Genomic DNA, 24,514 nt, shown 5'->3' with positions numbered 1-24,514 from the left:
AATTAAAATAGCGGCTTTAAATTATTTTAAGGAGTAATAATGAAAAAATGGAGCGAATTTGATAATCGTTGGATGTTTTCATTGTTTGGCACTGCTGTTGGTGCTGGAATTTTATTCTTACCTATTCGTGCAGGAACTGGTGGCTTTTGGCCTATTGTTTTAATGTGTGTATTAATTTTCCCAATGACATATTTATCACATTTATTCTTATCATATTTTGTAGGCTCTACTAAAGGTGGAGATATTACTGATGCTGTGAATAAATATTTTGGTAAAGAAGTAGGAATTGTGATTACATTTTTATACTTTTTTGCAATTTATCCTATTTGTCTTGCTTATGGGGTTGGTATTACAAATACTATAAGCTCATTTATGGTAAATCAATTAGGCTTAGCCGAGCCAAATCGCTTAATCTTGGCTATTGTTTTAATTACAATTATGATGGCTGTAATGTTTACTAATGAAACTTTAGTTACTAAAGTTTGTGAATGGCTTGTTTATCCATTATGCTTAATACTATTTTTATTTTCACTTTATTTAATTCCACATTGGAAATTAGAAGTTTTAGGTGAAGTTCCAAGTGCAAAGGAATTTATTAGCACAATATGGCTTACTTTACCTGTATTAGTATTTAGCTTTAATCACTCTCCTGCGATTTCAACTTTTAGCCTAAATACATATAATGAATATAAAGAAAACTCGGACGCAAAAAGAAAGCAAATATTATTTAATAATGCTACGCTTTTATTAGTATTTGTTATGTTTTTTGTATTTTCTTGTATTTTATGTCTTGATAAAAATGAGTTTGCTATTGCAAGAGATGCAAATATTCCAATCCTTAGCTATTTTGCTAATAAATTTGATGGAAATATTATAAGTTATGGTGCTCCTGCTGTTGCATTTTTGGCAATTTTAACTAGCTTTTTTGGACACTATTTTGGTGCTAGAGAAGGCTTAAATGGACTTATTAAAAAAGTAAGCGGAAAAGCTGTTAGTAAAAATAATGCCTTTACAACTATATTTATGTATGTAACTATGATAATAGTAGCTTACTATAACCCTAGTATTTTAGGATTTATAGAAGATTTAGGCGGTCCTATTATTGCTGTAATATTATTTTTAATGCCTGTATATGCTATATATAAAATCCCAGAGCTAAGAGTTTATAAAAATGGTGCGGCTTGTTATTTCGTAGCTATTATGGGAATTATCACAATTACAAGTGTAATTTATAAGATGAACTTATGAGTAACTTAAGTATTTTTAAAATCGGCATTGGTCCATCAAGTTCGCACACAGTTGGACCTTTTGTTGCGGGAAATGAGTTTTTAAAAGGTTTAAATTTAAAAGAAATTACTAGGATAAAAGTTACTTTATTTGGCTCTTTATCACTTACAGGTAAAGGACATTTAAGCGATATTGCTGTGGTTTTAGGTCTTAGTGGCTTAAATGTAAAAACAATAAGCCCAGAACAAAAACAAGTTGTATTATTAAGATTAAACGAAAGAAAGCTTTTATTAGGAAATGAATTTGAAATAGATTTTGATGAAAATAGTGATATTATTTTTTCTAAAGAATTTAAAAGCTATCACGAAAATGCTTTAACGATTGAAGCGTTTTCAAATAATACTTGTGTTAAATCTAAGACTTATTATTCAGTTGGTGGTGGCTTTATTAAAAGTGAAGATGAGATTAGTAAAACTAATCAAACTAATCAAGAAAAAAATTATGATTATTCTTTTGATAGTGCGACGGAGCTTTTGTGGTTATGTAATAAATATAATAAAAACATAGCCGAAATTGCAATGCTTTATGAGCTTAATTTTAATAGCGAAGAATATATAAATAATTATTGCAAAGAGATTTATGAAGCAATGCAAGATAGTTTTAAAGCAGGTGCTAATTCAAATGAACTAATTCTACCTGGACCAATCAAGCTTAAAAGAAGAGCTCCTGCATTAGCTAAAAAATTAATGCTTTTAGATGATAAGAATTTAAATCGTAAGGGTGATTTGGATTTTATAGATTATTTTAGCCTTTATGCTATGAGTGTTTCAGAAGAAAATGCAGCTGGTAATCGTGTAGTAACTGCTCCAACCAATGGAGCTTGTGCGGTAGTTCCTGCTGTGCTTTTATACTTAAAAGAACATGTAAAAAGTATGAGCGAAAAGGACATTAGAGACTTTTTATTAGTATCAATGGCGATAGGTTCATTGTTTAAGAAAAACGCAAGTATAAGTGGAGCTGAAGCTGGTTGTCAAGCAGAAATTGGCTCAGCTTCTTCAATGGCAGCTGCTTCATTTGCCTTTAGTATGGGGGCAAGTCCGATTGATTGTTGCTCTGCTGCTGAAATTGCAATGGAGCATCATTTAGGGCTAACTTGCGATCCTGTTGCAGGACTTGTTCAAATTCCTTGCATTGAGCGTAATGTATTCGGAGCGATAAAGGCTGTAAGTGCAGCTAAAATGGCTATGGATAGAGAGAGTGCTCCTAGCGTTGGGCTTGATGAGGTTATTAAAACTATGTATGAAACAGGCAAGGATATGGATACAAGATATAAAGAAACTAGCCTTGCAGGTCTAGCTACAAATTACAAGAAATTTTGCTAAAAAAGGGCTTTATGCCCTTTTTACAATCTGTAATTTATTATTTTTTGTTAATATTAAAAATCACATCAAAATAATGGAACTTTAATGCAAAATATAAGAAATTTTTCAATAATAGCACATATAGACCATGGTAAAAGCACTTTAGCAGATTGTTTAATCACAACTTGCAATGCTATAGAGCAACGCAAAATGAGTAAGCAAGTAATGGATACTATGGATATAGAAAAAGAGCGTGGAATTACTATAAAAGCTCAATCAGTTAGATTAAATTATACTTATAATAAAGAAAATTATATTTTAAATCTTATTGACACCCCAGGTCATGTGGATTTTTCGTATGAAGTTAGTAGAAGTTTAGCAAGTTGCGAAGGGGCATTATTAGTAGTTGATGCTTCACAAGGCGTTCAAGCACAAACAATTGCGAATGTTTATATGGCAATTGAGCATGATTTAGAAATAATTCCTGTAATTAATAAAATTGACCTACCCGCAGCAAATCCTGCAAAAGTAAAGGCTGAAATTGAGCATATAATAGGAATTGATTGTTCTAATGCAATAGAAGTTAGTGCAAAAGCTGGGATAGGAATTGCTGAATTATTACAAGCAATTTGTGAGAGAATTCCTGCACCAAAAAGTAATCAAAATAAGCTAAAAGCACTAATTTATGATAGCTGGTTTGATAGCTATTTAGGGGCTTTAGCTTTAGTTAGAGTAAGGGATGGAGAGATTAATAAAAACGATGAAATATATTTAATGCACGAAGGCGTAAAGCATAATGTATTAGATTTACGCTATCCACACCCACTAAATCCAATGCCAACAAATACAATTAAAGCAGGAGAAGTTGGTATCGTTGTATTAGGATTAAAAGACATAGCACAAATTAGCGTAGGAGATACAATAACCCTAGCAAAAGATAAAGCAACAGAGCCAATTGAAGGTTTTGCTAAAGCAAAAGCCTTTGTATTTGCAGGGATTTATCCGATTGAAACTGATAAATTTGAAGATTTAAGAGATGCTTTAGATAAATTAAAATTAAACGATAGTTCAATCTCATACGAGCCAGAAACTTCACTTGCTTTAGGTTTTGGCTTTAGGGTTGGCTTTTTAGGTTTATTGCATATGGAAGTTATAAAAGAACGCTTAGAGCGTGAGTTTAATTTGGATCTAATAGCAACCGCTCCTAGTGTTACTTATGAAGTTAATTTAACCGATGGAAGTGTATTAAATATTCAAAACCCAAGCGACTTACCACCTGTAAATAAAATAGACCACATAAAAGAGCCTTATGTAAAAGCTACCATAATAACTCCTAGCGAGTTTTTAGGAAATTTAATTACTCTTTTAAATAATCGCCGTGCAATACAAACAAAAATGGATTATATAACAGAAAATAGAGTATTGCTTGAATACGATATACCTATGAATGAGATTATTATGGACTTTTATGATAAATTAAAATCACTTACTCGTGGATATGCTAGTTTTGATTATGAATTTTGTGATTATAGAGTGGGAGATTTAGTAAAGCTTGATATAAAAGTGGCTGGAGAAGCAGTTGATGCGTTAAGCATTATCGTGCCAAATCAAAAGGCTTTAAGCAAAGGTAGAGATTTAGTAAAAGCTATGAAAGATATTGTGCCTAGACAATTATTTGAAGTAGCAATTCAAGCAAGTATAGGCAATAAAATCATAGCTCGTGAAAATGTAAAATCAATGGGTAAAAATGTTACTGCTAAATGCTACGGCGGGGATATTACTAGAAAAAGAAAGCTACTTGAAAAGCAAAAAGAAGGTAAAAAGCGTATGAAAGCAATAGGTAAAGTATCTTTACCACAAGAAGCATTTTTAAGTATTTTAAAGATTGACTAATGAGCTTAAATTATAATTATATTAGAAAAGATGGTATTATTAAGAATATTATTAGAATAATAAAATTCAATATTAGAAAATTTTATTATAAAAATAATTATGAACGTCTAAATAAGATTTGTTTTAACAACTCAAATAATATAGTTAATTTTTTTCAGAATAATAATTTGTTAGCTATTGATTTATTACACATTCAATATGGTTGTAGAAACTTCAACTTTAATCAAGGATATATAAGTTTTGAAAGAGATTTATCTATTATTAATGAATATTATCCAAATATTTTTAAAACTCGTATGATTCCTGTAATTAATCTAAATGAAGACTATATTATATATTTAAAAAATACCCCTAATATGATTAACGAAGGACTATTTTTTTTAAGTCTTCATTACAAAAATCAACCAATTTATAATTTAAATTTTATTACCCTAAATGATGGAATATTAATTACTTGTTTGCAAGGTTGCGGTAGTGGAAATAATATAAAAGAATATATTAAAAATTTTACAAAATGTTTTTTTGGTTTAAGACCCATAACATTCATGATTTTTTATTCTTTTATTTTTATTAAAAAGCTTAAATTAAAGTATGTTTATGGAGTGGATGATTTTTATGCAATATCTAGTTTTAAAAGAGGTAAAAAAAGAAAAGGAAAAATTTTAAATATTCACAACCTTGATGAAATTTTTAAAGAAAATTGTGAAGTTATTGAACAATTTCAAGGATATAAAAAATTATCTTTTAAAACTACTCCAATTAATGAAATACCTAGTAATAAACGTTCAATGTATAAAAAAAGATATATGTTTTTAGATAATTTAATATTAAACAATTAATTTATTTTAATTTTATTTAAACTATTAGCTAGGTTTAAGCAATCTTGCAAAGTAGGATAGTCTGAAACAAAGATATTTTTTACATTATATTTTTTTAATTCATTTTCAGTGCTTTTTCCTATTGCTATTATATTTTTTGGAAAAGTTTTGAAAAAATATTCATAATCACGCACTCCTGATGGTGCTAAAAATATCAATATATCTTCATTATTTATTGACTTTATAAAAGGCTTTAAATCATTATCTAAAGGCATATTTAATCTAGCGTTACTATATGCTATTACAGACCTTAGGCTAATATTATTTAAATCTAAAAACTCATCTAAATCACTTATAATATTTAAAGCCCTAAAATAAACACATTTTAAATTATTTAGTAGTGGCAATATCTCGTTTTTAAATTCACTCGCGTGAGCTGATTTACCTGTATAAAATACATCTAAGCCTAAACTATTTAGGTATTTCGTAGTTGCTAAACCTATACTAAAAATCTTTTTATTTTTTAGATTAATATTATTTAATACACAAGATTTAACGGCATTTTTGCTAGTAAAAATACAAGCATCAAAATCATCATTAATGCTAAAATCATTAAAAATTATTTCATTTACAAAAATACTCTTTATATTTGTTTCGTTTTTTAAACCAACTACATAAATCATTCAAAAAACACTTCTCTTTCAAGTTTGCAAAGCAATAAAGCACAGGCTAAAGCACATTGATTTTGCTTATAAATCCTATCTCCAAGTAATTCTAATCTCTCGTGTAAAATCAAGCCTGTATCACTAATAGCACATATAAAAGCTACACCGCTTTTAACACCTAAATCATCGCTATCTCCTAAAACCCCCGTGCAAGTTATAGCGTAATTTGCCTTAGTTAATTTTAATACCCCCGTAGCCATTGCTAAAGCACAATTTTGAGAATAAACTGCTTGATTTTCTAAATGAATATCTTCTACATTTAGCCAAGCTTTTTTGCTTTTGTTTGAATATGTTATAACACTACCTTCATAAACACTACTTGAGCCATTAATTTTAGTAAAATTACTAGCCAATAATCCACCAGTGCAGCTTTCTGCAAAGCTTAATTTTTTGTTATTTTCTTTTAATTTTTTAATTATATGCTCATATAAATTATCAGCAAAAATCACTTTTTTAGGGAATAATGATTTAACGGAATTTAAAAGCCCTATTTCATCTGAATATTCATTAGTATTTACTTTAACATATAATAAATTATCAAGTAGTGAATAAATATTAAGACTTACTCCATAAGGCTTTACGCTAGTATTTAATAATATTTCAGCACTTTCTAAATCCAAATCACTTATTAAAAAATCATAACTTTGTTTTGTGTTATGCAAAATTTCAGGTAGATAAAACATACTAGCTTTTAATATATTAATCATTACTCCGTTTAAATCTATTAAAACTGAATTTTTCTTATAATCTTTAGGATTTTCTACTATAAACTCATCATCAATTAAACTCAATTCACATTCTTTTAGTGTAGCTAGGATTTTATTAATCATAGAAAAAGAATGCTCATCAGCAATTATCGTTACTAATTCATATTTTTTAACATCTATTTCTAAAAGAGTATTTAATTTAGAATCATCATCATTAAGCTTAATGATAGTATTAGCAAACAAATTCTTCTTAGCCAAACTTCTATCTACAAATTCACAAAAACTACCATTAAAACTCAAATCTTTTGTAAAATATATTAATAAATGTTTCATTTCTTATCCTTTTATTTAAAAAAGTATAGCAAAATAAGTGCATTTTAACAATCAAAAAATATTAAAGGCACATTTATGGATTATAAAGATACATTATTATTACCCAATACTACTTTTGAGATGAGAGCAAATCTTTATGAAAACGAGAAAAAAAGTTTTGAAAAATTTTCATCATTTGCATACGCACAATTAAGAGATAAAAAAGCACCTAAATTTATCCTACACGATGGCCCTCCTTATGCTAACGGGCATTTACACATAGGTCATGCTTTAAATAAAATCTTAAAAGATATGATTAATAAAACTAGATATTTTCTAGCTAATAATTCAATTTCATATACTCCTGGTTGGGATTGCCATGGTTTGCCTATTGAACAACAAGTTGAAATCAAATTAAAAGATAAAAATCCAAGTATAAAAGAAATTCACGACGCTTGCACAGAACACGCAAAAGAATTCATAGGTATTCAAATGAAAGAATTTAAAGACTTAGGAATAATTGGAGATTTTGACAAGCCTTATTTGACTATGGATTTTAAATTTGAAGCAAATATTTACAAAACTCTTTTAGAAGTAGCTAAAAATGGTTTATTAATTCAAAGAAGTAAGCCAGTTTATTGGAGTTGGGCTGCTAAAAGTGCTTTAGCTGAAGCAGAAGTTGAATATGAAGATAAGGAAGATTATTCAATTTTCGTAGCATTCAAACTAAACGATGATGCAAAAGCAAAACTTAAATCTTTAGGAGCAAATGATAGTATTTTAAACAATGCAAGAGCTGTTATTTGGACTACTACTCCTTGGACTTTACCAGCAAATAAAGCAATCGCATTAAATAAAGATGAGCTATATGTTTTAGGAGAAAATGGTCTTATCGTAGCTAAAAAAAGATTAGAAGATTTAGCAGAATTTAATATTAAACCTGTGCTTGAGTTTAAAGGAGATTTTTTAGAAAATACAAACGCATTAAATCCTTTAAACAATAATCTATCTCAATTCATAACAGGAGAGCATGTTTTAATGGATGGCGGTAGTGGTTTAGTTCATACTGCACCAGGACACGGAGAAGATGATTATTATGCTTGTTTAAGATATAACATTGAAGTAGAAATGCCTGTAGGAGATGATGGTTGTTATGATGAAAATATCAAAAGATTAGTGCCAAATAAACCTGAATTATTAGGAATGCATGTATTTAAAGCAAATGAAGTAATTATTGAATTATTGGGCGAAAGTCTTTTAAAATGCTCTAAATTTATACACTCATATCCATTTTGTTGGAGAACTCATAAACCAATAATTTATAGAGCTACTAAACAATTTTTCATAGCTATGGATAAAGAATTTTACAATGGTATGACTTTAAGAGAATTAGCTCAAAAATCACTTGATGAAGTAAGTTTTTATCCAAAAGCAGGAAGAAATAGAATAGGAACTATGATTAGTAATAGACCTGATTGGTGTATTTCAAGACAACGCTCTTGGGGTGTGCCTTTAGCATTCTTTAATGATAAATCAGGGAATTTGATTATGGATTTTGAACTTTACGAACACCTTGCAAGCATATTTGAAAAAGAAGGCGTAAGAGTATGGTGGCAAAAAGATATTAAAGATTTATTACCAGCTAATTCAAAATATAAAGCAGATGAATTAGAAAAAGTTACTGATATTTTAGATGTTTGGTTTGATAGTGGCTCTACATTTAACGCTGTTTTAGCTAGTGGAAATTACGATATCAAAACAACTCAAGCTGATATGTATTTAGAAGGAAGCGACCAACATCGTGGGTGGTTTCAAAGCTCATTATTATTAAGCGTTATTTTAAACAAACAAGCACCTTATAAAGCAGTTTTAACTCACGGATTTACCGTTGATGAAAAAGGTAGAAAAATGAGTAAAAGTCTAGGCAATGTAATAGCACCAGAACAAATTGCAAAAAATTATGGCTTAGAAATCTTTAGACTTTATATAACATTATGTGATTATTCAACTGATGTTAAATTAGGTGAAAGCATATTAAAACAAACTAGCGAGCAATATAGAAAAATAAGAAATACAATAAGATTTTTATTAGCAAATACTAGCGATTTAAAAGCTTATAATTATAATTTCAGTGATTTAGACAAAATGATTTTAAATAAAGCTAATAATGTGTTTGAGCTTTACAAAAAATCATTCTTAGAATATGATTTCGCTAAAGGTATGAATGCACTTTGCACATTTTTAAGTGCTGATTTAAGCGGTGTTTATCTTGATATTTGTAAGGATAGCTTGTATTGTGATGCTAAAGAAGATAGCAAAAGAACAGCGTCAATTACTGCAATGGCTTTAATACTTAAAAAATTATTAGTTTTACTAGCACCTGTATTAACTCATACTACAAATGAAGCTTGCGAACACGCAAACAAATTTATATTAGGCGATATTAAGAGTATTTTTGATTTAGAAGATTTTGATTTTGCTAGTAAAATCACACCAAGCAAAAACGATTATGAATATTTATTAAAAACTCGTGTTAAATTCTATGAGCAAATTGATATATTAAAAAAAGATAAAATAATCAAAAGCACATTAGAGCTAAATCTAGCTACTAATGATGAAGTGATATTAAATTATGAAGAAGCAGCTGATTTTTATTCATTAAGTAAAATTGAAGCTTTAAATAATAACGAAGCTTTGGCAAGTTTTGAAATTGATAATAAAACATACAAAATCATAAAATCAAATCTATGCAAATGCCCTAGATGTTGGAAATACTTAAGCCTAAGCGAAGAAAGCTTATGTCCTAGATGTGAAAGGGTGTTAAAATGAGCGAACCTGTTAGCTTAGAGCTAATAGTCGGCACTATTATAGTATTAGCTATAATTAGTGCTATTGGAGTAATTTTAGTAAATAAAGGAAAGAAATGATAACTTTAGAACAAGCATTAAAATTAAGTGATAATGAATTAATAGAATTAAAAAAAGAACTAAATAAATTAGCATTAGAAAGCAAACATTTAGGAGCTTATGTAGAGCAATTAATCAATACTCCTTTAGATGATGTTGATTATCTAGGAGTGCCTGTAGCTATTAAAGATAATATTCAAGTTAAGGGCTGGAGCATTACAAATGGTTCAAAAATAATGCAAGGATATTATGCACCTTATGATGCAAGTGTGATTAGCAATATGAAAAAACACAAATTCGCACCATTTGGAAGATGCAATATGGATGAGTTTGCTATGGGTAATACTACAAAAACAAGCTTTTATGGAAAAACCCTAAATCCTTTAAATAATGCTTTAGTCCCAGGTGGAAGTAGTGGTGGTAGTGCTGCTGCGGTAGGTGCAAAAATAGCTCTTGCTGCATTAGGAAGCGATACAGGTGGAAGTGTTCGCCAGCCTGCTGCATTTTGTGGTTGTGTAGGTTTTAAGCCAAGTTATGGAAGAGTTAGCAGATATGGACTTGCTAGTTATTCAAGTAGTTTAGACCAAATAGGAGTATTAACTCAAAATGTAAAAGACGCTAGTATTTTATACGATGCGATTGCAGGTCATTGTGAGTTTGATAGCACTAGTGCTGATATTCAATTTGTGCCTACATTTGATAAATTAGACGCTAATAAAAAATATAAAATCGCAATTATTAAAAATTATATAGATTCATGCTCTGATGAAATAAAAACACAAACTTATAAAGCTATAGATAAATTAAAAGCTTGTGGTCATACCATAAGTGAAGTTAGCCTTGCTGATAGTAAATACGATGTAGCTGCTTATTATATAATAGCTTGTGCTGAAGCAAGTGCTAATTTAAGTCGTTACGATGGGATTAGATATGGCAATAGAGCTAAGGAATTTAAAGATTTAAACGAGTTATATGTAAATACTAGAAGCGAAGGTTTTGGGCTTGAAGTTCAAAAGAGAATTTTATTAGGAACATTCGTGCTTTCAAGTGGTTATATTGACGCATATTATAAAAAAGCTCAATTAGTAAGAGAAGTTATCACTAGAAAATACAATGAAATTTTAAGCGATAATGATTTAATACTAATGCCTGTTGCACCAAGTCTTCCAAAATCATTTGATGCGAAGACTAGTTCTGTTGAAAGCTATTTAGAAGATATTTTCACTATTTCAGTTAATCTTGCAAAACTTGCAGGTATTAGCGTGCCTGTTGCTAAAACTGAAGATAATTTAAATGTGAGCGTTCAATTAGTAGCAAAAAGATTTGATGAGCAAAACTTATTAAATGCAGCATTAAGCTTGGAAAACACTGTTAAATAACCTACCCTATTCTATTTTAAATTCTAAGAATTTAAAATAGATTTTAATCACTTTTAGCACTTCACCTAATATTTATATTATGTAATTTTTATACTTTCTATCTTTTTTTGTCGTAAATTAACTATCTAAATAGTGGTTAAATTGTAAATTAATAAAGTTTTTTGATATTTTTATTTAAGTAAATGCTATGATATGAAAAATAAAGAAATTTGAATGCTTAAAATTTGGAATGTTACTATTTTTAGTTGTGGTTTTAATTTAAGACATTGATTGTGCTATATAGCACCATATAAATTTATTAAAAAAAGGTTAGATGATATGCAAAGAGATTACGATAAAGAGCCGGTAGTTATCAAGGATATTAATACATTTTTTGATTTTTTACCTGCTTTTGTTTGTATGATAATAAGTTATATTGCGTATTTTCTAACAGATAATCCTAGCTCTTCACTTCATAGAAATGTTTTTATAATTATGCCATTTTTAGCACTACCTTACATAAGACCTTTTATAAAATGTAAAAGAGAAATCATAATTACTAAAAATACCATTAATTATCTAAATAATGGCGAAGTGTTAGAAAGTATTGATTTAAATAAGTCTTTTAAGATATATAAAAGCTTTTCGGTAGCTCATCACAAATCACAAAAACCCCATGAAGTAATTCAAATTTTATGGATTTTTTTACTACCTGCTACTATCTTACAATACTTTATAAATTTTATTCTTAAATTATTTTATTACATATTTACGCTTAAACTAAAATACTATAAGGTAATGGATTCGGTAATTTTATTGCAAGATGAAAAGATTATAAATATATTAAGCATTGAAAAATATCACGAGCTTGAAAAGTATTTTAAAGATAATCATAATATCAATATAAAAGAGCTTAAAATTTATTTTGATAAATATGGTTATGTTTATGAAAAGCTTTAAAAACTAAAATACTTAATTTAAATTCTATAACTTTGATATTTTTATTTAAGTTAGTGCTATGATATGAAAAATAATTAGGTGTTGAAAATGGAATTTATTTTATTGCATATTATTGTGCTTATTACATTTTTTATTGTTTTAATTAAACCAAAAGGTTTTAAAAGAAAACTAATGTGGTTTGCTATTTGGTTTTTTGCATTTTTTGGTGATATATTTATAACAAATATTGTTTTTTATTACAATGCAAATAAATATGCTACAAATACATACCTTGAGACTTTTAAAGGAAATTCGCTATATATTGGTGAATATAAGGTTAATCTTATGGATAAAGAGAGGTATAAAATAAGCGAATATTATATAGGAGGATGGATTGGCTCTATATTACCAGATTTTTATATGCGATCACTTTTGGATAATAAAATAAAATATATTGAATATAAGGAAATAAGCGACCATCCTATAAATAATGGAAAATATTTTAGATTTTATTCAAGTAATGAAGATGATAAAAATTGTATGGTTTCAAAAGATTTAGAGTATAAGCTATTGTTTACATTGGAATATGATAGAAGCGATGGAACTAAAGGTTTTATAGAGTATGAAGAATTTTTAGAACTATATAATAAATATTATAAAAAATATTTAGCAGGTAATAGCAATGTTTTTTGGGAAGATTATTTAAGAAAAAATATGTTTCATGAAAAAATTCCTACTGAAATAAAAGATTTAATAAAATATTTAATACAAAAACATAATATGCCAGAAGATAGAATAAGATATCTAATTATATATATGATGGAAGACTATAGAAAAATGAGTGCCAAAATTGAAGAATTCTACAAAGGTAAATGTATAGCAAGAGAGCAAATAGATAAAAATGAATTATCAAGATATGAATATGTAAAATGCACTAATTCTGATTATGAATATATATGTGATTATCCTGATATAAAAGATAAACTTTGGACTAAATTTGAATACTTTGCTTATATAAAAGATAGGATTAATAATAAAAAAATAGCTCAGAGTATTCTTGCTTATAAAACCGGCACACCTTTTTCTTTATATGCTATAATCTTTGACAAAACTTCTCCATTTCAGAGAGCAGCTGGTGTAGAATTATGCAATAAAAATATAAGTGTGCGTGGTGGCGAAGAATGCAATGATATATTTATAGACAATTTTATTAATAATAATGAGATGAAAAATAAGTAATTTTTACATATAGCAAAATAAAGCAATAAAAATATTTAAATTCTAAGAATTTAAAAATTATATTTCAACTCTAAAATACATTTACAAACCAAAAAATATTCTTAAATAATGCTATGATATGAAAAATAAAGGAGAATAAATGCTTAAAAAAATTTCTTTATTACTTATGCTAGTTTTTAGTTTAAATGCTTTTGAATTTGTTCATAAAGATAAAATACCAAAAACTCCTATATATACTTTATTTAATTTAAGCAAAAAAGGATCTAAAATTGAAATAATCTTTAAACCACAAAGAAAAGATATAGGAAAACATTTAGGGTTTTATGTTTTTTATCCTACGTATTTTTGCTATGGTAAAATAGGCAGTAAGGATTATCGTATAGTTAATTTATATGACAAAAAAATAGTAGATAATATACGAGATAATCCTTATTATCCACTTGCACTTGATATTAAAATATATGAGCTTACTAAAGATGGTAATGAGATATTAGTATTTGATAAAGTCGCTACACCAAATGATGATACATACGTAATAGGTAGTTCAATTATGAATATTAAAGGTGAAGAAGTCAGAATGGTACAAAGACATTCTAGAATTTATTTTGTACCTGAGAATAAAACATATAAAGCAGTCATTACAAATCTAATAGATGATGATAATATAAGGGGTGATTTTACAAAAATCGCAATTACAGTTAATAGAAGAAAAGTTTAATAAGGAGAAAGAATGGCAAATTTTAGATTAGATTTAAATGGTAATTTTACAAATATTATCGTTATACCCATTGGGACAAAAACTCTTAATAAAAATAAAATTACAAATTATAAAACTTCTAATTACTATTTTAAATTCTTGTAAAAATTATGAGAATTTGAAATAAGGATTTAAAAATATTACAAAAAGTAACAATTAATAAAAATTAATAAAGTTTTTTGATATTTTTATTTAAGTAAATGCTATGATATAAAAAACAATTAAGGTTATATTATGAAAAAAACATTAGAAATCTTAAAAATACTTTTTAAGATTTTTATAATAATTGAAATAGTGATTGCTTTTTACTCAATTTTTGCTGGTGTTATTTTTAGCATTGGCTCAGATGTAAATGTAATTTATTCAATTATTGTTTGCTTTTTTGCAGCTAATTATTTTATTTATGAAAATTTAAGTCAAATAATAATTTTATTTTATGAGGGGTTTATACTTTATCCACTAATATATCTTAAAGTTTTTATAATTATATTTTTTATAATACTTTTCTTTAAATTAAGAAAAAGATTTAATAATAAAATAGCTTTTAAATATAGCATAATACCTATGATAATAATATTTACTTTATATAATTATTTTTTTAGAACCATACCTGATTACTCAAGTAAAACTCACGAAAAAATAGTAACTCTAAGTGATTATAAAAAATATCAGCAAGGCTATTGCTTAAAAGAAGATAGGATATTACCTAAAGATGAGCTTTATAAAAGAGTAGTGGTTGATGATTTTACAAAGTTATTAGTACGTAAAGATATTCTTTATAAAATGATTTATAATAGCATTACAAATCATGAATATGAGATACATAAAGATATAAATCTAGATAATTACAAAGATTACTTAAGAAAAAATATTTATTCTAAAAGATATGTTAATTACGATGAATTAGAACCGGTTGATTACACTAAATATCTAGTAGTTAAAAATAATATAGTTGGATTTACTAAACCTATTATTTTACTTGGATGGGGTGCTTCTGTTTCAATTTCAGTTTATACGGATATAGCCTTTGAATTTAAAGATAATATATATAGAACCTATAGCTTTTATCTTATTGATGAATTTGATGAGCGTGAAGATAAAGAAAAAGAATATAAATATAGACTTAGAGTTTTTAATCATCAGCTTTTATCATACGAAGCTGATATAAAGGAAAAACGTAGTTATATACGCAAATTTGATAATTGTGGTTATTCAAATTTTAATCCAGAAAAAGAAGCAATTGAGATCTACAATGGTATTTAAAATTATAAAAAGGAGAAAACATGGCAAATTTTAGATTAGATTTAAATGGTGATTTTACAAGTGAAATATTATCATTGTATTTGTGGGGACAAAAAAGAGCTCCTAGTAAAGATGAGATTACAAATTATAAAACTTATAATTCTTATTTTAAATTCTTTAAAAAATTATGAGAATTTGAAATAAGGATTTAAAAATATTACAAAAAGTAACACAATAATTAATTTTAATAAAGTTTTTTGATATTTTTATTTAAGTAAATGCTATGATATGAAAAATAAAGGAGAGTTATGTTTAAAATATTAGCTATTTTACTAATTACAAATATTTATTCATATCAAATAAATAAGTTAAAAATAGAGCTAGATAGTATTTATAAAAGCTTTGCATATATTACAAAAGAGATAAAACAAGACCAAAATGAGTTTATAAAAATCATTAGTAATTGCAAAGATGATAATAATTGTATTATAAGTTCTTATAAAGCTAGAATAAAAGAGCTTAGCACTAGTCTTGAAAACTCAAAAACCTATCCTAAAGAACTAATAGAACATATAAAAATAATTCAAGAAAACTCAATAGAATGCAATAAAGATAACTATATGCGATATGAGCATGGACGATTTATTGATGAGCCAGAAAAATGTAGAAAATTACTAAAACTCAATAATTTTTGGCAAGATTTTTTTAGATATAAGGATATAAAAATAAAGCCAAAAATTGTAGATGCTAAGCCTTACGCAAGCCAAGAAGTAAAAGATACTCTTAAATACTGCTGGGATTTAGGGCTTGATAGAAAAGTTTATAAAGATATAGGGCGTGATAATATCTATGGTGTTGATAATGATGTGAGTTATTCTTTTTATGAAGTTGATAAAAATAATGAGCTTTATATTATAAGTAAAATTAAAGGTAAAAAATACATAGAAAAACATAAAAGTATAACTATAAGTGATGTAGTTTTAGATGATAAAAATTACTTAGCTTTATCAGGTGAAATTGGAAATATATTATTTATAGAAAAAGATTTTTGCAATCATCCTATGAAGAATAAAAATCTATTAGAACTTTTAAAAAATTCTAATAAAATGAAAATGTCAAATAAATATTACGAAGAAGCAAAAGAAACTTTTATTATAGAGTATAAGGGTAGTGATTATATTTTAAATTATCATAAATTTAATAATTTAAATCATATTAGATATGACAGTTATTATAATATAACTTTTATTGATATTTTAGATATGGTATCTAATGTAATTTATCAACCATATTCAGAAAAAACTCTTAATAGATGTAATAAATTTAAAATTTTTGGTTGTGAAACAAATCTAAAAAAGGAGAAAAAATGAGTTTAAGTGGTTTACATAGGGTAAAAAACTTTAGTAGTGAATTATATAATAATATTAAGAATAATGAAGGTTTTGATGTAAAAGTTTATCTTGATAGTAAACTTAGACCTACAATTGGTGTTGGTTATGAATTAATTTCTCATAAAAATACTTGGAGAGAACATTTTAAAACAATCAAACTTAATGTTAGCAATGAACAAGCTAATGATTTTAATAATTTAATATCTGCTTTATCTAAAGTAAAGTCTAAAGATGAAGGCAAACGTATTATTGAAAAGTATTATAACAATAAAAATAGCATAAAACTAACTAACGAAAAAGAAGCAAAAGAACTTTTTTATACTATATTGCCAGATTATAAAAAAATGATTATTAAAACAAGTAATAATCCTAATCAAGGAATTAGTGAAGAAATGTATAAATATCTAAAAGATAGCAAAGAATTAATAACTCTTATTGATTTAGCGTACAATGGGGGTAAAAAATTAATAGGACCTGGTTTATCTAAAGCTATTGAAGAAGGTGATAGAGCTAGAGCTTGGTTTGAGATAAGATATAATTCTAATGGCGGGAAATCACGAAAAACTAGTGGTTATGGAATTGCACAAAGAAGAATAAGAACTTCAGATTTTTTTGGGCTTTATCCTGATGGCAATGTAGATGAAGAATATCATATGAAAGTAGTTAGAATGTATGCTGACTATAAAGATAAAATAATCGGAGAAGAAACCAGCATAGAAGAACCTAGTGAAAATGATGGTAAGAAAATAGGAGAAGCTTATCAAGGTACAAATAGTTTTAAAAGCCAAATCTCTACAACCCTTAAACATTTTACTAATGAAAATCAAATTAGTGGGGATATTATATTGCTTGATAATACCCATAATAAATTAGGTGAAAATACAAATTTAAATAAAAATGATTTGATTATCATTGATGGTGGAGAGCATAAGATTAGCGATATAAGCGGTAATGATATTTATTATGTTCGTAATGGTAAAGTTACAATAGACGATAAGGATGGCAAAGGTCAAGTAGTATTTAATGGCTCTACATTAGAAGGTGGTTCTTATGATGAAGATAGGAAAGCATATATAGATGCTAAAGATACAAGTATTACATATGAGCTTAAAGACAATAATGATTTAATAGTAACTAAAGGCGATAGTAGTATAACAATACGCAATTTTAAAAAAAGCGAAGATGGATTTTTAAATATTAATTTAAAGGATAATCCAGGCAAAGAAGTAGCTATAGTAATAGATACAACAGGTTCTATGGGAGATGATATAGCAACTTGCAAAGCAAATGCAAAGATTATAGCTAGTAATATCTTTAAAGAAAATTTTTATTCTAAAATATCAATAGTTACTTATAATGATAATGATATAAAAACAATTGGAACTTACACTGATTATCAAGGTTTTTTAGGTGGAATAAATAGTGTTAATTTGCAATATGGTGGCACAGAATACACTATGGCAGCTATCTTAGAAGGAATGAGTCGTTTTACACCAAATAATCACTTGAGTAAAGAAGTGTATGTAATGACAGATGAGCCTGGAGATGATAATCATAGAAGAGATGAAGTAGAAGGTAGAGCTAAAATTTTTTATGTAGCAGGTCTAAGAAATGCAAATAATACCAATAAATACGAAGATAATTCAGTAAAAATTAATTTTATAGCTATTCGTAATGAGTTTGAGCATTTTAAAGATTTAGCTAAAAATACTAATGGAATGTATTTTAATTCAAATTCAAGTGAAGAGCTTAGCGATGCTTTATTTGAATTAAGCAATATAGGAACCTCAAGTAATGATGTGATAGAAGGCAATGATAAGGATAATAGTCTTAATGGATTTGGTGGAGATGATACACTAGTAGGTAAGGCTGGAAGCGATACTTATACATTTACTGGGCTTAATTTTGGTAACGATACCATAATAGAAAGCAATTTAAATAATATTGATAAAAATACAATTATTTTTAAAGATGTAAGCTATAAAGATGTAAGATTTAAAAAAGATTTAAATGATTTAAAAATTACACTTAATAAAGATAATAGCGTAACAATAAAAGATTTTTATAATACCAATAATGAAAGTAAAATTAGTAGCATAAGCTTTAGTGATGTTACATTAGATGAACTAGCTATCAAAAGAAGCGTAAGTATGCAAGCAAACAAAGAAGCAATAGTATTCTTAAAAGAAAAAGATTTTAGCTTTTCTAATTTTGCTACATCAACATTTGCAGTAGCCTATCAAGATAATGCAAGCAATATAAGCACATCTTATAAAGATGATGTAATAATAGGCAGTAATAAAAACGATATTATATCAACCAAATTAGGAAACGATACTTTAATCGGTGGTAAAGGAGATGATAAGTTATATGGTGGATTTGGTAATGATATATATGTTTATAGAAAAGGTGATGGAAATGATTTAATCTATGATGATGGTGGGCAAGATGCTTTAAAATTACAAAATTTAAAAGCTGATGAAATATTTTTAATAAAAGATGGTAAAGACCTGCTAATAAAGTTTAAAGATGATGATACAAATAGCATAAGAGTAGCACATCACTTTGCTTGGAAATTTGGCTATCACAATCAAATAAACACAATAGAACTTGATGATAATAAATTCATCAATACAAAAACAATAGATAAACTAATAGAGCAAACTAGTGCATTTGCTAAAAATAACGGCATAGATATTCATAATATTAATCATATAAACGATGATAGATTAAATCAAATCTATATGAGTGCTTGGAATTAAGCAAATTACCCTAAATTAATTTAGGGTAATTATTATTTAAGTATTTAAAAAATATATTAATTAGGTAAAATATGTTTAAAATTTTTAAAAAATTTGATGATGATACACACGAATTTAAACCACTTTTAGTAGAGTTAGAAGATAGACCGCAAAATCCATTAGGTAAAAGTATTTTATATATAGTTTTATTTGTAATAGTTTTTAGTATTGCTTGGCTAATACTAGCTAAGGTTGATATAGTAGTAAGTGCTAGTGGTAAAATAGTTCCTGATGGAGAAATTAAAATAATCAAACCTTTAGAAAACGGAGTAATTTATAAAATTCTTGTAAAAGAAGGTGATAAAATAAAAGCAAATGAGCCTTTAATACTAGTTGACCCAAGTGTATCTAAAGTCAATTTAGAAAGTAAAAAAGAGAATTTAAAAGCTTTAGAAGATAGTTTAAAAAGATTAAATGCACTAAGTAACGAGAGCGAATTAAAAGATGTTAGTAATGCAGAATTAAGCCTATATCAAAACCAATTAAATAGCTTTAAAAATAGCATAAACACTTATGAATTTAAAATCAAACAAACTATTAATTCATTACAAGCCAATAAAGAAGAATTAAAAAGATTAGAAATAGAGCATAAATACACAAGCTCAAAATTAAATAGACTTAGCAAGGTAAAAGATATAATCGCTTATAAAGATTATGAAAATTTATTAAAAACAAAGCAAGATTTACAATTACAAATACTTGTAAATAAAAACAAATCTTTAGAATTAGAAAATAAATTAAACGAACTCACAAAAGAACTTGAGAGTTTTAAAGCAAATTTTATTGCTAAAAATTATGATGAACTCTTAAAAACTAAAAATGAAATAGCATTATTAAAGGCAGATATAAACGCGATAGAATTTCAAAGCCTAAGGCAAGTTATTTCATCACCAGTTGATGGATATGTAGGAAAATTATTTGTAAATACTGAAGGAAGTTCTGTATCAAGCAATGAGCAATTAATATCAATAATCCCAATTGATAAGCCACTTATAATAAAGGCAAATGTATTAAATCAAGATATAGGATATCTTAAAAAAGGGCAAAATGTAGCTATCAAAATAACCACATTTAATTTTCAAAAATACGGCAAACTAGATGGAATTTTAGAACATATTGGAAACGATGCTATAAAAGATGAAAAATTAGGAGATATTTTTGAAATTAAAGTAAAACCTTTAAAAAATCATTTGATAGTAGATGGGGAAGTAAAAGAGATAGAACCAGGAATGCAAGTAATAGCTGAAGTAAAGGTTGGCAAAAGAAGAGTAATAGAGTTTTTCATATATCCTATTATTAGATATCTTGATGAAGGGCTTAGTATTAGATGAGAATTATTTTTGTTTTTCTTATAATGCTTAGCACATCAATAGCTAAAGATTTTTACACCATACTAGACTATGCACTTAAAAATTCTCCTATCATAAATATCGCAAAAATAGATATTAAAAGTGCTAATTATAATTATGATTTTTATAAATCATATTTGTATCCAGAATTATCATTTAATGCAGATTTTAAGTATTCAAATACAAAAAGTAATGATTATAAAAGAGAGCTTTTTAGCGATTATAACAATCATCAAAGCACAATATCACTTATATTAAAATATGATTTATTCAAATTTGGAAATGATTATTATAAAATCAAATCAGCCAAAGAGAATATCGCTACAAGTAATTACAATAAGTGCTATAAGGAATTGCAATTATCACTAGATTTATTAGAATACTACAAACTCGCACTATTAAGTGAAAATAAATTAAAAACATATAAAAATTTAAGCCTTGCTTATGAAAGTTTATATAAATTATCAAAGAGATTAAATAAAGTTGGAGAATTAGATTTAATCAATGTAAATTCTTATTTTTTGGACTTTAGCGATGCAAAAACACAGATTTTAAAACTAGAATTTGAATTAAGAAATTATTTATCATATATATCGTATTTATCAAATCTTAATATTGATAAAATAGATGATTTTAGTAAAATTGATGAAATTGCTTTAGACTTTTTAGAATTTGAAAAAACAAATAAATTTTTAGAATTAAATTCTAAAATAAAAAGCTCAATGTATGAACTAAAATCCCTAAATCAATACCCTACAATAAGCCTTTATTCAAGATATGATTTTTATGATAAAACCAAAAATAATTATCAAGACCTTGCCGATAGTTCTAAAAAACACGGGTATTTAGTAGGAATTGGGATTAACTATATTATATTTGATGGATTTAAAACAAGTTCATCTAAAGAGTTAAAACAATTAGAAATAAACAAATTAAATCAAGAGCTAATACAAGCAAAGCTAGAATATGAAAAACAAATAAACGAGCTTATATTTTTCATACAAAACAAAGATGAAATAATAAAAACCTTAAAGATAATAAGCAAAGAAGCAAATACAAATGAGCTTTATATACAAAAACTACACAAAACTGGTGAAAAATCAAAATTTGAAGTCATAAATGCAAGTATAGAAAACTATAAAAAACTCCAAAATTTAAATGAATATATAATAAATGCAAATGCAAACGCTATTAAAATTAATTTAATAAATAATCAATTTAATAATTGTAAAAAAGGATATTAATATGCATACAGCCTTAGGTTGCTTATCACTTTGTGCACAATTTGCAAATATTTCAATAGATATTAATGCGATTTGTAACAAATACGCTTTAAAAGATAGCGAGCCAAGTATTTACGAACTAGCAAAAATCGCTAAAGATAATGATTTTAAAGTAAAAATCAAAAAGCTTAATTTAAAAAACCTTCATTTATATAAAGCACCTTTTATATTTTTGAAAAAAGATTTAACATATTTTGTAGTTTTAAAACTTGATTTTAATAATCAACAAGCTCTTATTTTTGATGGTGGAAAAGAAGCAAGGCAAATTAGCTATGAAGAATTACATAATTTATCAAGTGATAAAATCTTAATCCTAGCACACAAATTATTAAACGATAGTGTAAAGTTTGGCTTCTCTTGGTTTTATAAAAGAATGCTAAGTTATAAGGGTATTGTATTACAAATTTTATTAGCAAGTTTTGTTATGCAATTATTTGGCTTAGTTACACCTTTATTTACCCAAGTAGTCCTTGATAAAGTCTTGTTGCACCATAGTATAAGCACACTTAATGTAATCGCTTTTGCGTTTTTTAGCGTTATTGTTTTTGAAAGTTTATTAAGCCTTAGTAGAAATTATATCTTTACTCATACTACCACAAAAATTGACGCAAAATTAGGCAGTGAGTTATTTACACATTTATTATTGTTACCTATGGTGTATTTTGAGAATAGAAAAGTAGGCAACATAGCAGCTAGAATAAGAGAGCTTGATAATATAAGAGATTTTATAGCCAACAAATCAGTAAGCGTGATTTTAGATTTATTATTTAGTATAGTTTTTATTTTGATGATGCTTTTATATAGCGTGAAGCTAACATTTGTTTCATTAGCTTTTGTGATTTGTATTGCTTTGATTTATTTTTTTATAACGCCTATTTTAAGAGCAAGGCTTGAAGATAAATTCCAAATGGGAGCAGCATCTAATTCATATCTAGTAGAAAGCATAACAGGAATGCAAACCATAAAATCCCTAGCCATTGAAGGTAGTATGAAAAAATACTGGGAAGATTATTTAGCAAAATATTTAAAATCATCTTTTAATTTAAGTAATCTAAGCAATATCGCAAGCACTTTTGCTAATTCTTTACAAAAGCTTATGACATTAGCAATTTTATATTTTGGAGTAGGATTAGTAATTGATGGGAGTTTAAGCGTAGGACAATTAATAGCCTTTCAGATGTTTGCCAATCAATTTAGCGCTCCTATTATGCGACTTGTAAGCTTGTGGAATGAATTACAACAAGCCATTTTAAGCGTAGATAGATTAGGAGATATTTTAAATACACCGCAAGAGCAAACTACAAATAAACCTATATCGCTAAATCAAGTATCAGGTAATATAAAATTTGATAATGTAAGCTTTAAATATAGCCCAAATTCTAACTATGTCTTAAATAATCTAAGCTTTAACCTACAAGCAAATAAAAGCATAGGAATAGTAGGACGCAGTGGCAGTGGTAAAAGCACCATAACAAAACTCATAGAAAGACTTTATATCCCAAACGAAGGCTCTATTTATATAGATGGAATAGATTTAAGACATTTAAATCCTTATGTTTTAAGGAGTAATTTAGGCGTAGTTTTACAAGAAAATTATTTATTTAGCGGTAGTATCAAAGAAAACATAAGCCTATCAAAGCCAAGTGCATCAATGCAAGAAATAATAAATGTATGCAAAATAGCAGGAGCACACGATTTCATAAGCGAACTTAGTGCAGGTTATGATACTTTAGTAGGAGAAAGAGGCTCTGCATTAAGCGGCGGTCAAAGACAAAGAATAGCAATAGCAAGAGCCTTGCTACATAATCCAAAGGTTTTAATATTTGATGAGGCTACTTCGGCACTTGATTATGAAAGCGAGAAAATCATCACATCAAATCTATCACTAATCAAACAAAACAAAACCTTTATAATAATAGCACATAGATTAAGCACGGTTAAAGATTGTGATGAGATATTAGTCCTTGATAAGGGTAATTTGGTTGAGTGTGGAAATCATACAAAACTAATAGAGCTTAATGGATACTACGCACATTTATACAAACAGCAAAATCTATAAACACTAAAACTATAAATAATTTAATAAATATTATTTATAGTTTTAAAAGAATTTGAATTAGGGATTTGAAATTAAATCAAAAAATATTTTTTAATATTATTTATTACGAAAAGTAACATAATTTTAATAAATATTTTTAAATTTTAT

General features: G+C 26.8%; 19 protein-coding genes. 17 read left to right on the top strand and 2 right to left on the bottom strand.

Annotated features, from left to right (window positions below; translation table 11 throughout):
* The first annotated feature begins 39 nt into the window (after positions 1–39).
* The 4 genes from AVBRAN9333_RS04195 to AVBRAN9333_RS04180 all read left to right on the top strand — a co-directional run bounded on the left by AVBRAN9333_RS04195 (position 40) and on the right by AVBRAN9333_RS04180 (position 5,320).
* Positions 40–1,248, top strand: coding sequence for an aromatic amino acid transport family protein (locus tag AVBRAN9333_RS04195; RefSeq protein WP_214117700.1), 1,209 nt, complete (start codon positions 40–42; stop codon positions 1,246–1,248).
* On the top strand, positions 1,245–2,609 hold the full coding sequence (locus tag AVBRAN9333_RS04190; protein WP_214117701.1) for an L-serine ammonia-lyase: 1,365 nt from the start codon (positions 1,245–1,247) through the stop codon (positions 2,607–2,609). Before AVBRAN9333_RS04195 ends, AVBRAN9333_RS04190 begins: the two co-directional genes overlap by 4 nt.
* Before the next feature lie 84 nt (positions 2,610–2,693).
* On the top strand, positions 2,694–4,481 hold the full coding sequence (gene lepA / locus AVBRAN9333_RS04185) for a translation elongation factor 4 (protein ID WP_214117702.1): 1,788 nt from the start codon (positions 2,694–2,696) through the stop codon (positions 4,479–4,481).
* On the top strand, positions 4,481–5,320 hold the full coding sequence (locus tag AVBRAN9333_RS04180; RefSeq protein WP_336609485.1) for a DUF535 family protein: 840 nt from the start codon (positions 4,481–4,483) through the stop codon (positions 5,318–5,320). Before lepA ends, AVBRAN9333_RS04180 begins: the two co-directional genes overlap by 1 nt.
* On the opposite strand, the gene AVBRAN9333_RS04175 is transcribed toward AVBRAN9333_RS04180, so the two are convergent.
* Both AVBRAN9333_RS04175 and AVBRAN9333_RS04170 read right to left on the bottom strand, forming a co-directional pair.
* A complete protein-coding gene (locus AVBRAN9333_RS04175) occupies positions 5,317–5,982 on the bottom strand; it encodes a uroporphyrinogen-III synthase (RefSeq protein WP_336609484.1) in 666 nt (221 codons plus the stop codon). The genes AVBRAN9333_RS04180 and AVBRAN9333_RS04175 overlap by 4 nt on opposite strands.
* On the bottom strand, positions 5,979–7,064 hold the full coding sequence (locus AVBRAN9333_RS04170) for a CinA family protein (RefSeq protein WP_336609483.1): 1,086 nt from the start codon (positions 7,062–7,064) through the stop codon (positions 5,979–5,981). Before AVBRAN9333_RS04170 ends, AVBRAN9333_RS04175 begins: the two co-directional genes overlap by 4 nt.
* Before the next feature lie 75 nt (positions 7,065–7,139).
* Here AVBRAN9333_RS04170 and ileS point away from each other — a divergent pair, with 75 nt between their 5' ends.
* The 13 genes from ileS (at position 7,140) to AVBRAN9333_RS04105 (ending at position 24,367) form a co-directional block, all read left to right on the top strand.
* The gene (ileS, locus tag AVBRAN9333_RS04165) at positions 7,140–9,872 is read left to right on the top strand and encodes an isoleucine--tRNA ligase (RefSeq protein ID WP_336609482.1); all 2,733 of its coding nucleotides are present in this window, start codon (positions 7,140–7,142) and stop codon (positions 9,870–9,872) included.
* Positions 9,873–9,966: 94 nt separating this feature from the next.
* Positions 9,967–11,328, top strand: coding sequence for an Asp-tRNA(Asn)/Glu-tRNA(Gln) amidotransferase subunit GatA (gene gatA, locus AVBRAN9333_RS04160; RefSeq protein ID WP_336609481.1), 1,362 nt, complete (start codon positions 9,967–9,969; stop codon positions 11,326–11,328).
* Positions 11,329–11,646: 318 nt separating this feature from the next.
* A complete protein-coding gene (locus AVBRAN9333_RS04155) occupies positions 11,647–12,267 on the top strand; it encodes a hypothetical protein (protein WP_336609480.1) in 621 nt (206 codons plus the stop codon).
* An 87-nt stretch (positions 12,268–12,354) separates the two neighbouring features.
* Positions 12,355–13,485: a hypothetical protein gene (locus AVBRAN9333_RS04150; RefSeq protein ID WP_336609479.1), complete on the top strand. Its 1,131-nt coding sequence runs from the start codon at positions 12,355–12,357 to the stop codon at positions 13,483–13,485.
* 139 nt (positions 13,486–13,624) lie between these two features.
* On the top strand, positions 13,625–14,203 hold the full coding sequence (locus AVBRAN9333_RS04145) for a hypothetical protein (RefSeq protein WP_336608734.1): 579 nt from the start codon (positions 13,625–13,627) through the stop codon (positions 14,201–14,203).
* A gap of 12 nt (positions 14,204–14,215) precedes the next feature.
* The gene (locus tag AVBRAN9333_RS04140) at positions 14,216–14,347 is read left to right on the top strand and encodes a hypothetical protein (protein WP_336608735.1); all 132 of its coding nucleotides are present in this window, start codon (positions 14,216–14,218) and stop codon (positions 14,345–14,347) included.
* Positions 14,348–14,476: 129 nt separating this feature from the next.
* Positions 14,477–15,505: a hypothetical protein gene (locus AVBRAN9333_RS04135; protein WP_336609478.1), complete on the top strand. Its 1,029-nt coding sequence runs from the start codon at positions 14,477–14,479 to the stop codon at positions 15,503–15,505.
* A 20-nt stretch (positions 15,506–15,525) separates the two neighbouring features.
* The gene (locus AVBRAN9333_RS04130; protein WP_336609477.1) at positions 15,526–15,675 is read left to right on the top strand and encodes a hypothetical protein; all 150 of its coding nucleotides are present in this window, start codon (positions 15,526–15,528) and stop codon (positions 15,673–15,675) included.
* Between the two features lie 117 nt (positions 15,676–15,792).
* Positions 15,793–16,854, top strand: coding sequence for a hypothetical protein (locus AVBRAN9333_RS04125; protein WP_267523974.1), 1,062 nt, complete (start codon positions 15,793–15,795; stop codon positions 16,852–16,854).
* Positions 16,851–19,637, top strand: a complete 2,787-nt coding sequence (locus tag AVBRAN9333_RS04120; RefSeq protein ID WP_336609476.1) for a VWA domain-containing protein — start codon at positions 16,851–16,853, stop codon at positions 19,635–19,637. The genes AVBRAN9333_RS04125 and AVBRAN9333_RS04120 overlap by 4 nt, the downstream gene beginning before the upstream one ends.
* A 71-nt stretch (positions 19,638–19,708) precedes the next feature.
* A complete protein-coding gene (locus tag AVBRAN9333_RS04115) occupies positions 19,709–21,007 on the top strand; it encodes an HlyD family type I secretion periplasmic adaptor subunit (RefSeq protein WP_336609475.1) in 1,299 nt (432 codons plus the stop codon).
* On the top strand, positions 21,004–22,269 hold the full coding sequence (locus tag AVBRAN9333_RS04110) for a TolC family protein (RefSeq protein WP_336609474.1): 1,266 nt from the start codon (positions 21,004–21,006) through the stop codon (positions 22,267–22,269). The genes AVBRAN9333_RS04115 and AVBRAN9333_RS04110 overlap by 4 nt, the downstream gene beginning before the upstream one ends.
* 1 nt (position 22,270) lies before the next feature.
* Complete coding sequence (locus AVBRAN9333_RS04105) at positions 22,271–24,367, top strand: peptidase domain-containing ABC transporter (protein WP_336609473.1); 2,097 nt, start codon at positions 22,271–22,273, stop codon at positions 24,365–24,367.
* Positions 24,368–24,514: the final 147 nt, after the last annotated feature.

The sequence above is a fragment of the Campylobacter sp. RM9333 genome, assembly GCF_020137705.1.
Taxonomy (GTDB): Bacteria; Campylobacterota; Campylobacteria; order Campylobacterales; family Campylobacteraceae; genus Campylobacter_E.
This window is presented reverse-complemented; position numbering and strand designations above follow the sequence as displayed.

What these genes read in the sequence shown, in the direction of transcription:
- AVBRAN9333_RS04105 (WP_336609473.1), top strand. Translation starts at nt 22,271, where the DNA reads ATGCATACAGCCTTAGGTTGCTTATCACTTTGTGCACAATTTGCAAAT.
- AVBRAN9333_RS04195 (WP_214117700.1), top strand. Translation starts at nt 40, where the DNA reads ATGAAAAAATGGAGCGAATTTGATAATCGTTGGATGTTTTCATTGTTT.
- ileS (WP_336609482.1), top strand. Translation starts at nt 7,140, where the DNA reads ATGGATTATAAAGATACATTATTATTACCCAATACTACTTTTGAGATG.
- AVBRAN9333_RS04145 (WP_336608734.1), top strand. Translation starts at nt 13,625, where the DNA reads ATGCTTAAAAAAATTTCTTTATTACTTATGCTAGTTTTTAGTTTAAAT.
- AVBRAN9333_RS04180 (WP_336609485.1), top strand. Translation starts at nt 4,481, where the DNA reads ATGAGCTTAAATTATAATTATATTAGAAAAGATGGTATTATTAAGAAT.
- gatA (WP_336609481.1), top strand. Translation starts at nt 9,967, where the DNA reads ATGATAACTTTAGAACAAGCATTAAAATTAAGTGATAATGAATTAATA.
- AVBRAN9333_RS04150 (WP_336609479.1), top strand. Translation starts at nt 12,355, where the DNA reads ATGGAATTTATTTTATTGCATATTATTGTGCTTATTACATTTTTTATT.
- AVBRAN9333_RS04115 (WP_336609475.1), top strand. Translation starts at nt 19,709, where the DNA reads ATGTTTAAAATTTTTAAAAAATTTGATGATGATACACACGAATTTAAA.
- AVBRAN9333_RS04120 (WP_336609476.1), top strand. Translation starts at nt 16,851, where the DNA reads ATGAGTTTAAGTGGTTTACATAGGGTAAAAAACTTTAGTAGTGAATTA.
- AVBRAN9333_RS04140 (WP_336608735.1), top strand. Translation starts at nt 14,216, where the DNA reads ATGGCAAATTTTAGATTAGATTTAAATGGTAATTTTACAAATATTATC.
- AVBRAN9333_RS04170 (WP_336609483.1), bottom strand. Translation starts at nt 7,064, where the DNA reads ATGAAACATTTATTAATATATTTTACAAAAGATTTGAGTTTTAATGGT.
- AVBRAN9333_RS04190 (WP_214117701.1), top strand. Translation starts at nt 1,245, where the DNA reads ATGAGTAACTTAAGTATTTTTAAAATCGGCATTGGTCCATCAAGTTCG.
- AVBRAN9333_RS04130 (WP_336609477.1), top strand. Translation starts at nt 15,526, where the DNA reads ATGGCAAATTTTAGATTAGATTTAAATGGTGATTTTACAAGTGAAATA.
- lepA (WP_214117702.1), top strand. Translation starts at nt 2,694, where the DNA reads ATGCAAAATATAAGAAATTTTTCAATAATAGCACATATAGACCATGGT.
- AVBRAN9333_RS04110 (WP_336609474.1), top strand. Translation starts at nt 21,004, where the DNA reads ATGAGAATTATTTTTGTTTTTCTTATAATGCTTAGCACATCAATAGCT.
- AVBRAN9333_RS04125 (WP_267523974.1), top strand. Translation starts at nt 15,793, where the DNA reads ATGTTTAAAATATTAGCTATTTTACTAATTACAAATATTTATTCATAT.
- AVBRAN9333_RS04135 (WP_336609478.1), top strand. Translation starts at nt 14,477, where the DNA reads ATGAAAAAAACATTAGAAATCTTAAAAATACTTTTTAAGATTTTTATA.
- AVBRAN9333_RS04155 (WP_336609480.1), top strand. Translation starts at nt 11,647, where the DNA reads ATGCAAAGAGATTACGATAAAGAGCCGGTAGTTATCAAGGATATTAAT.
- AVBRAN9333_RS04175 (WP_336609484.1), bottom strand. Translation starts at nt 5,982, where the DNA reads ATGATTTATGTAGTTGGTTTAAAAAACGAAACAAATATAAAGAGTATT.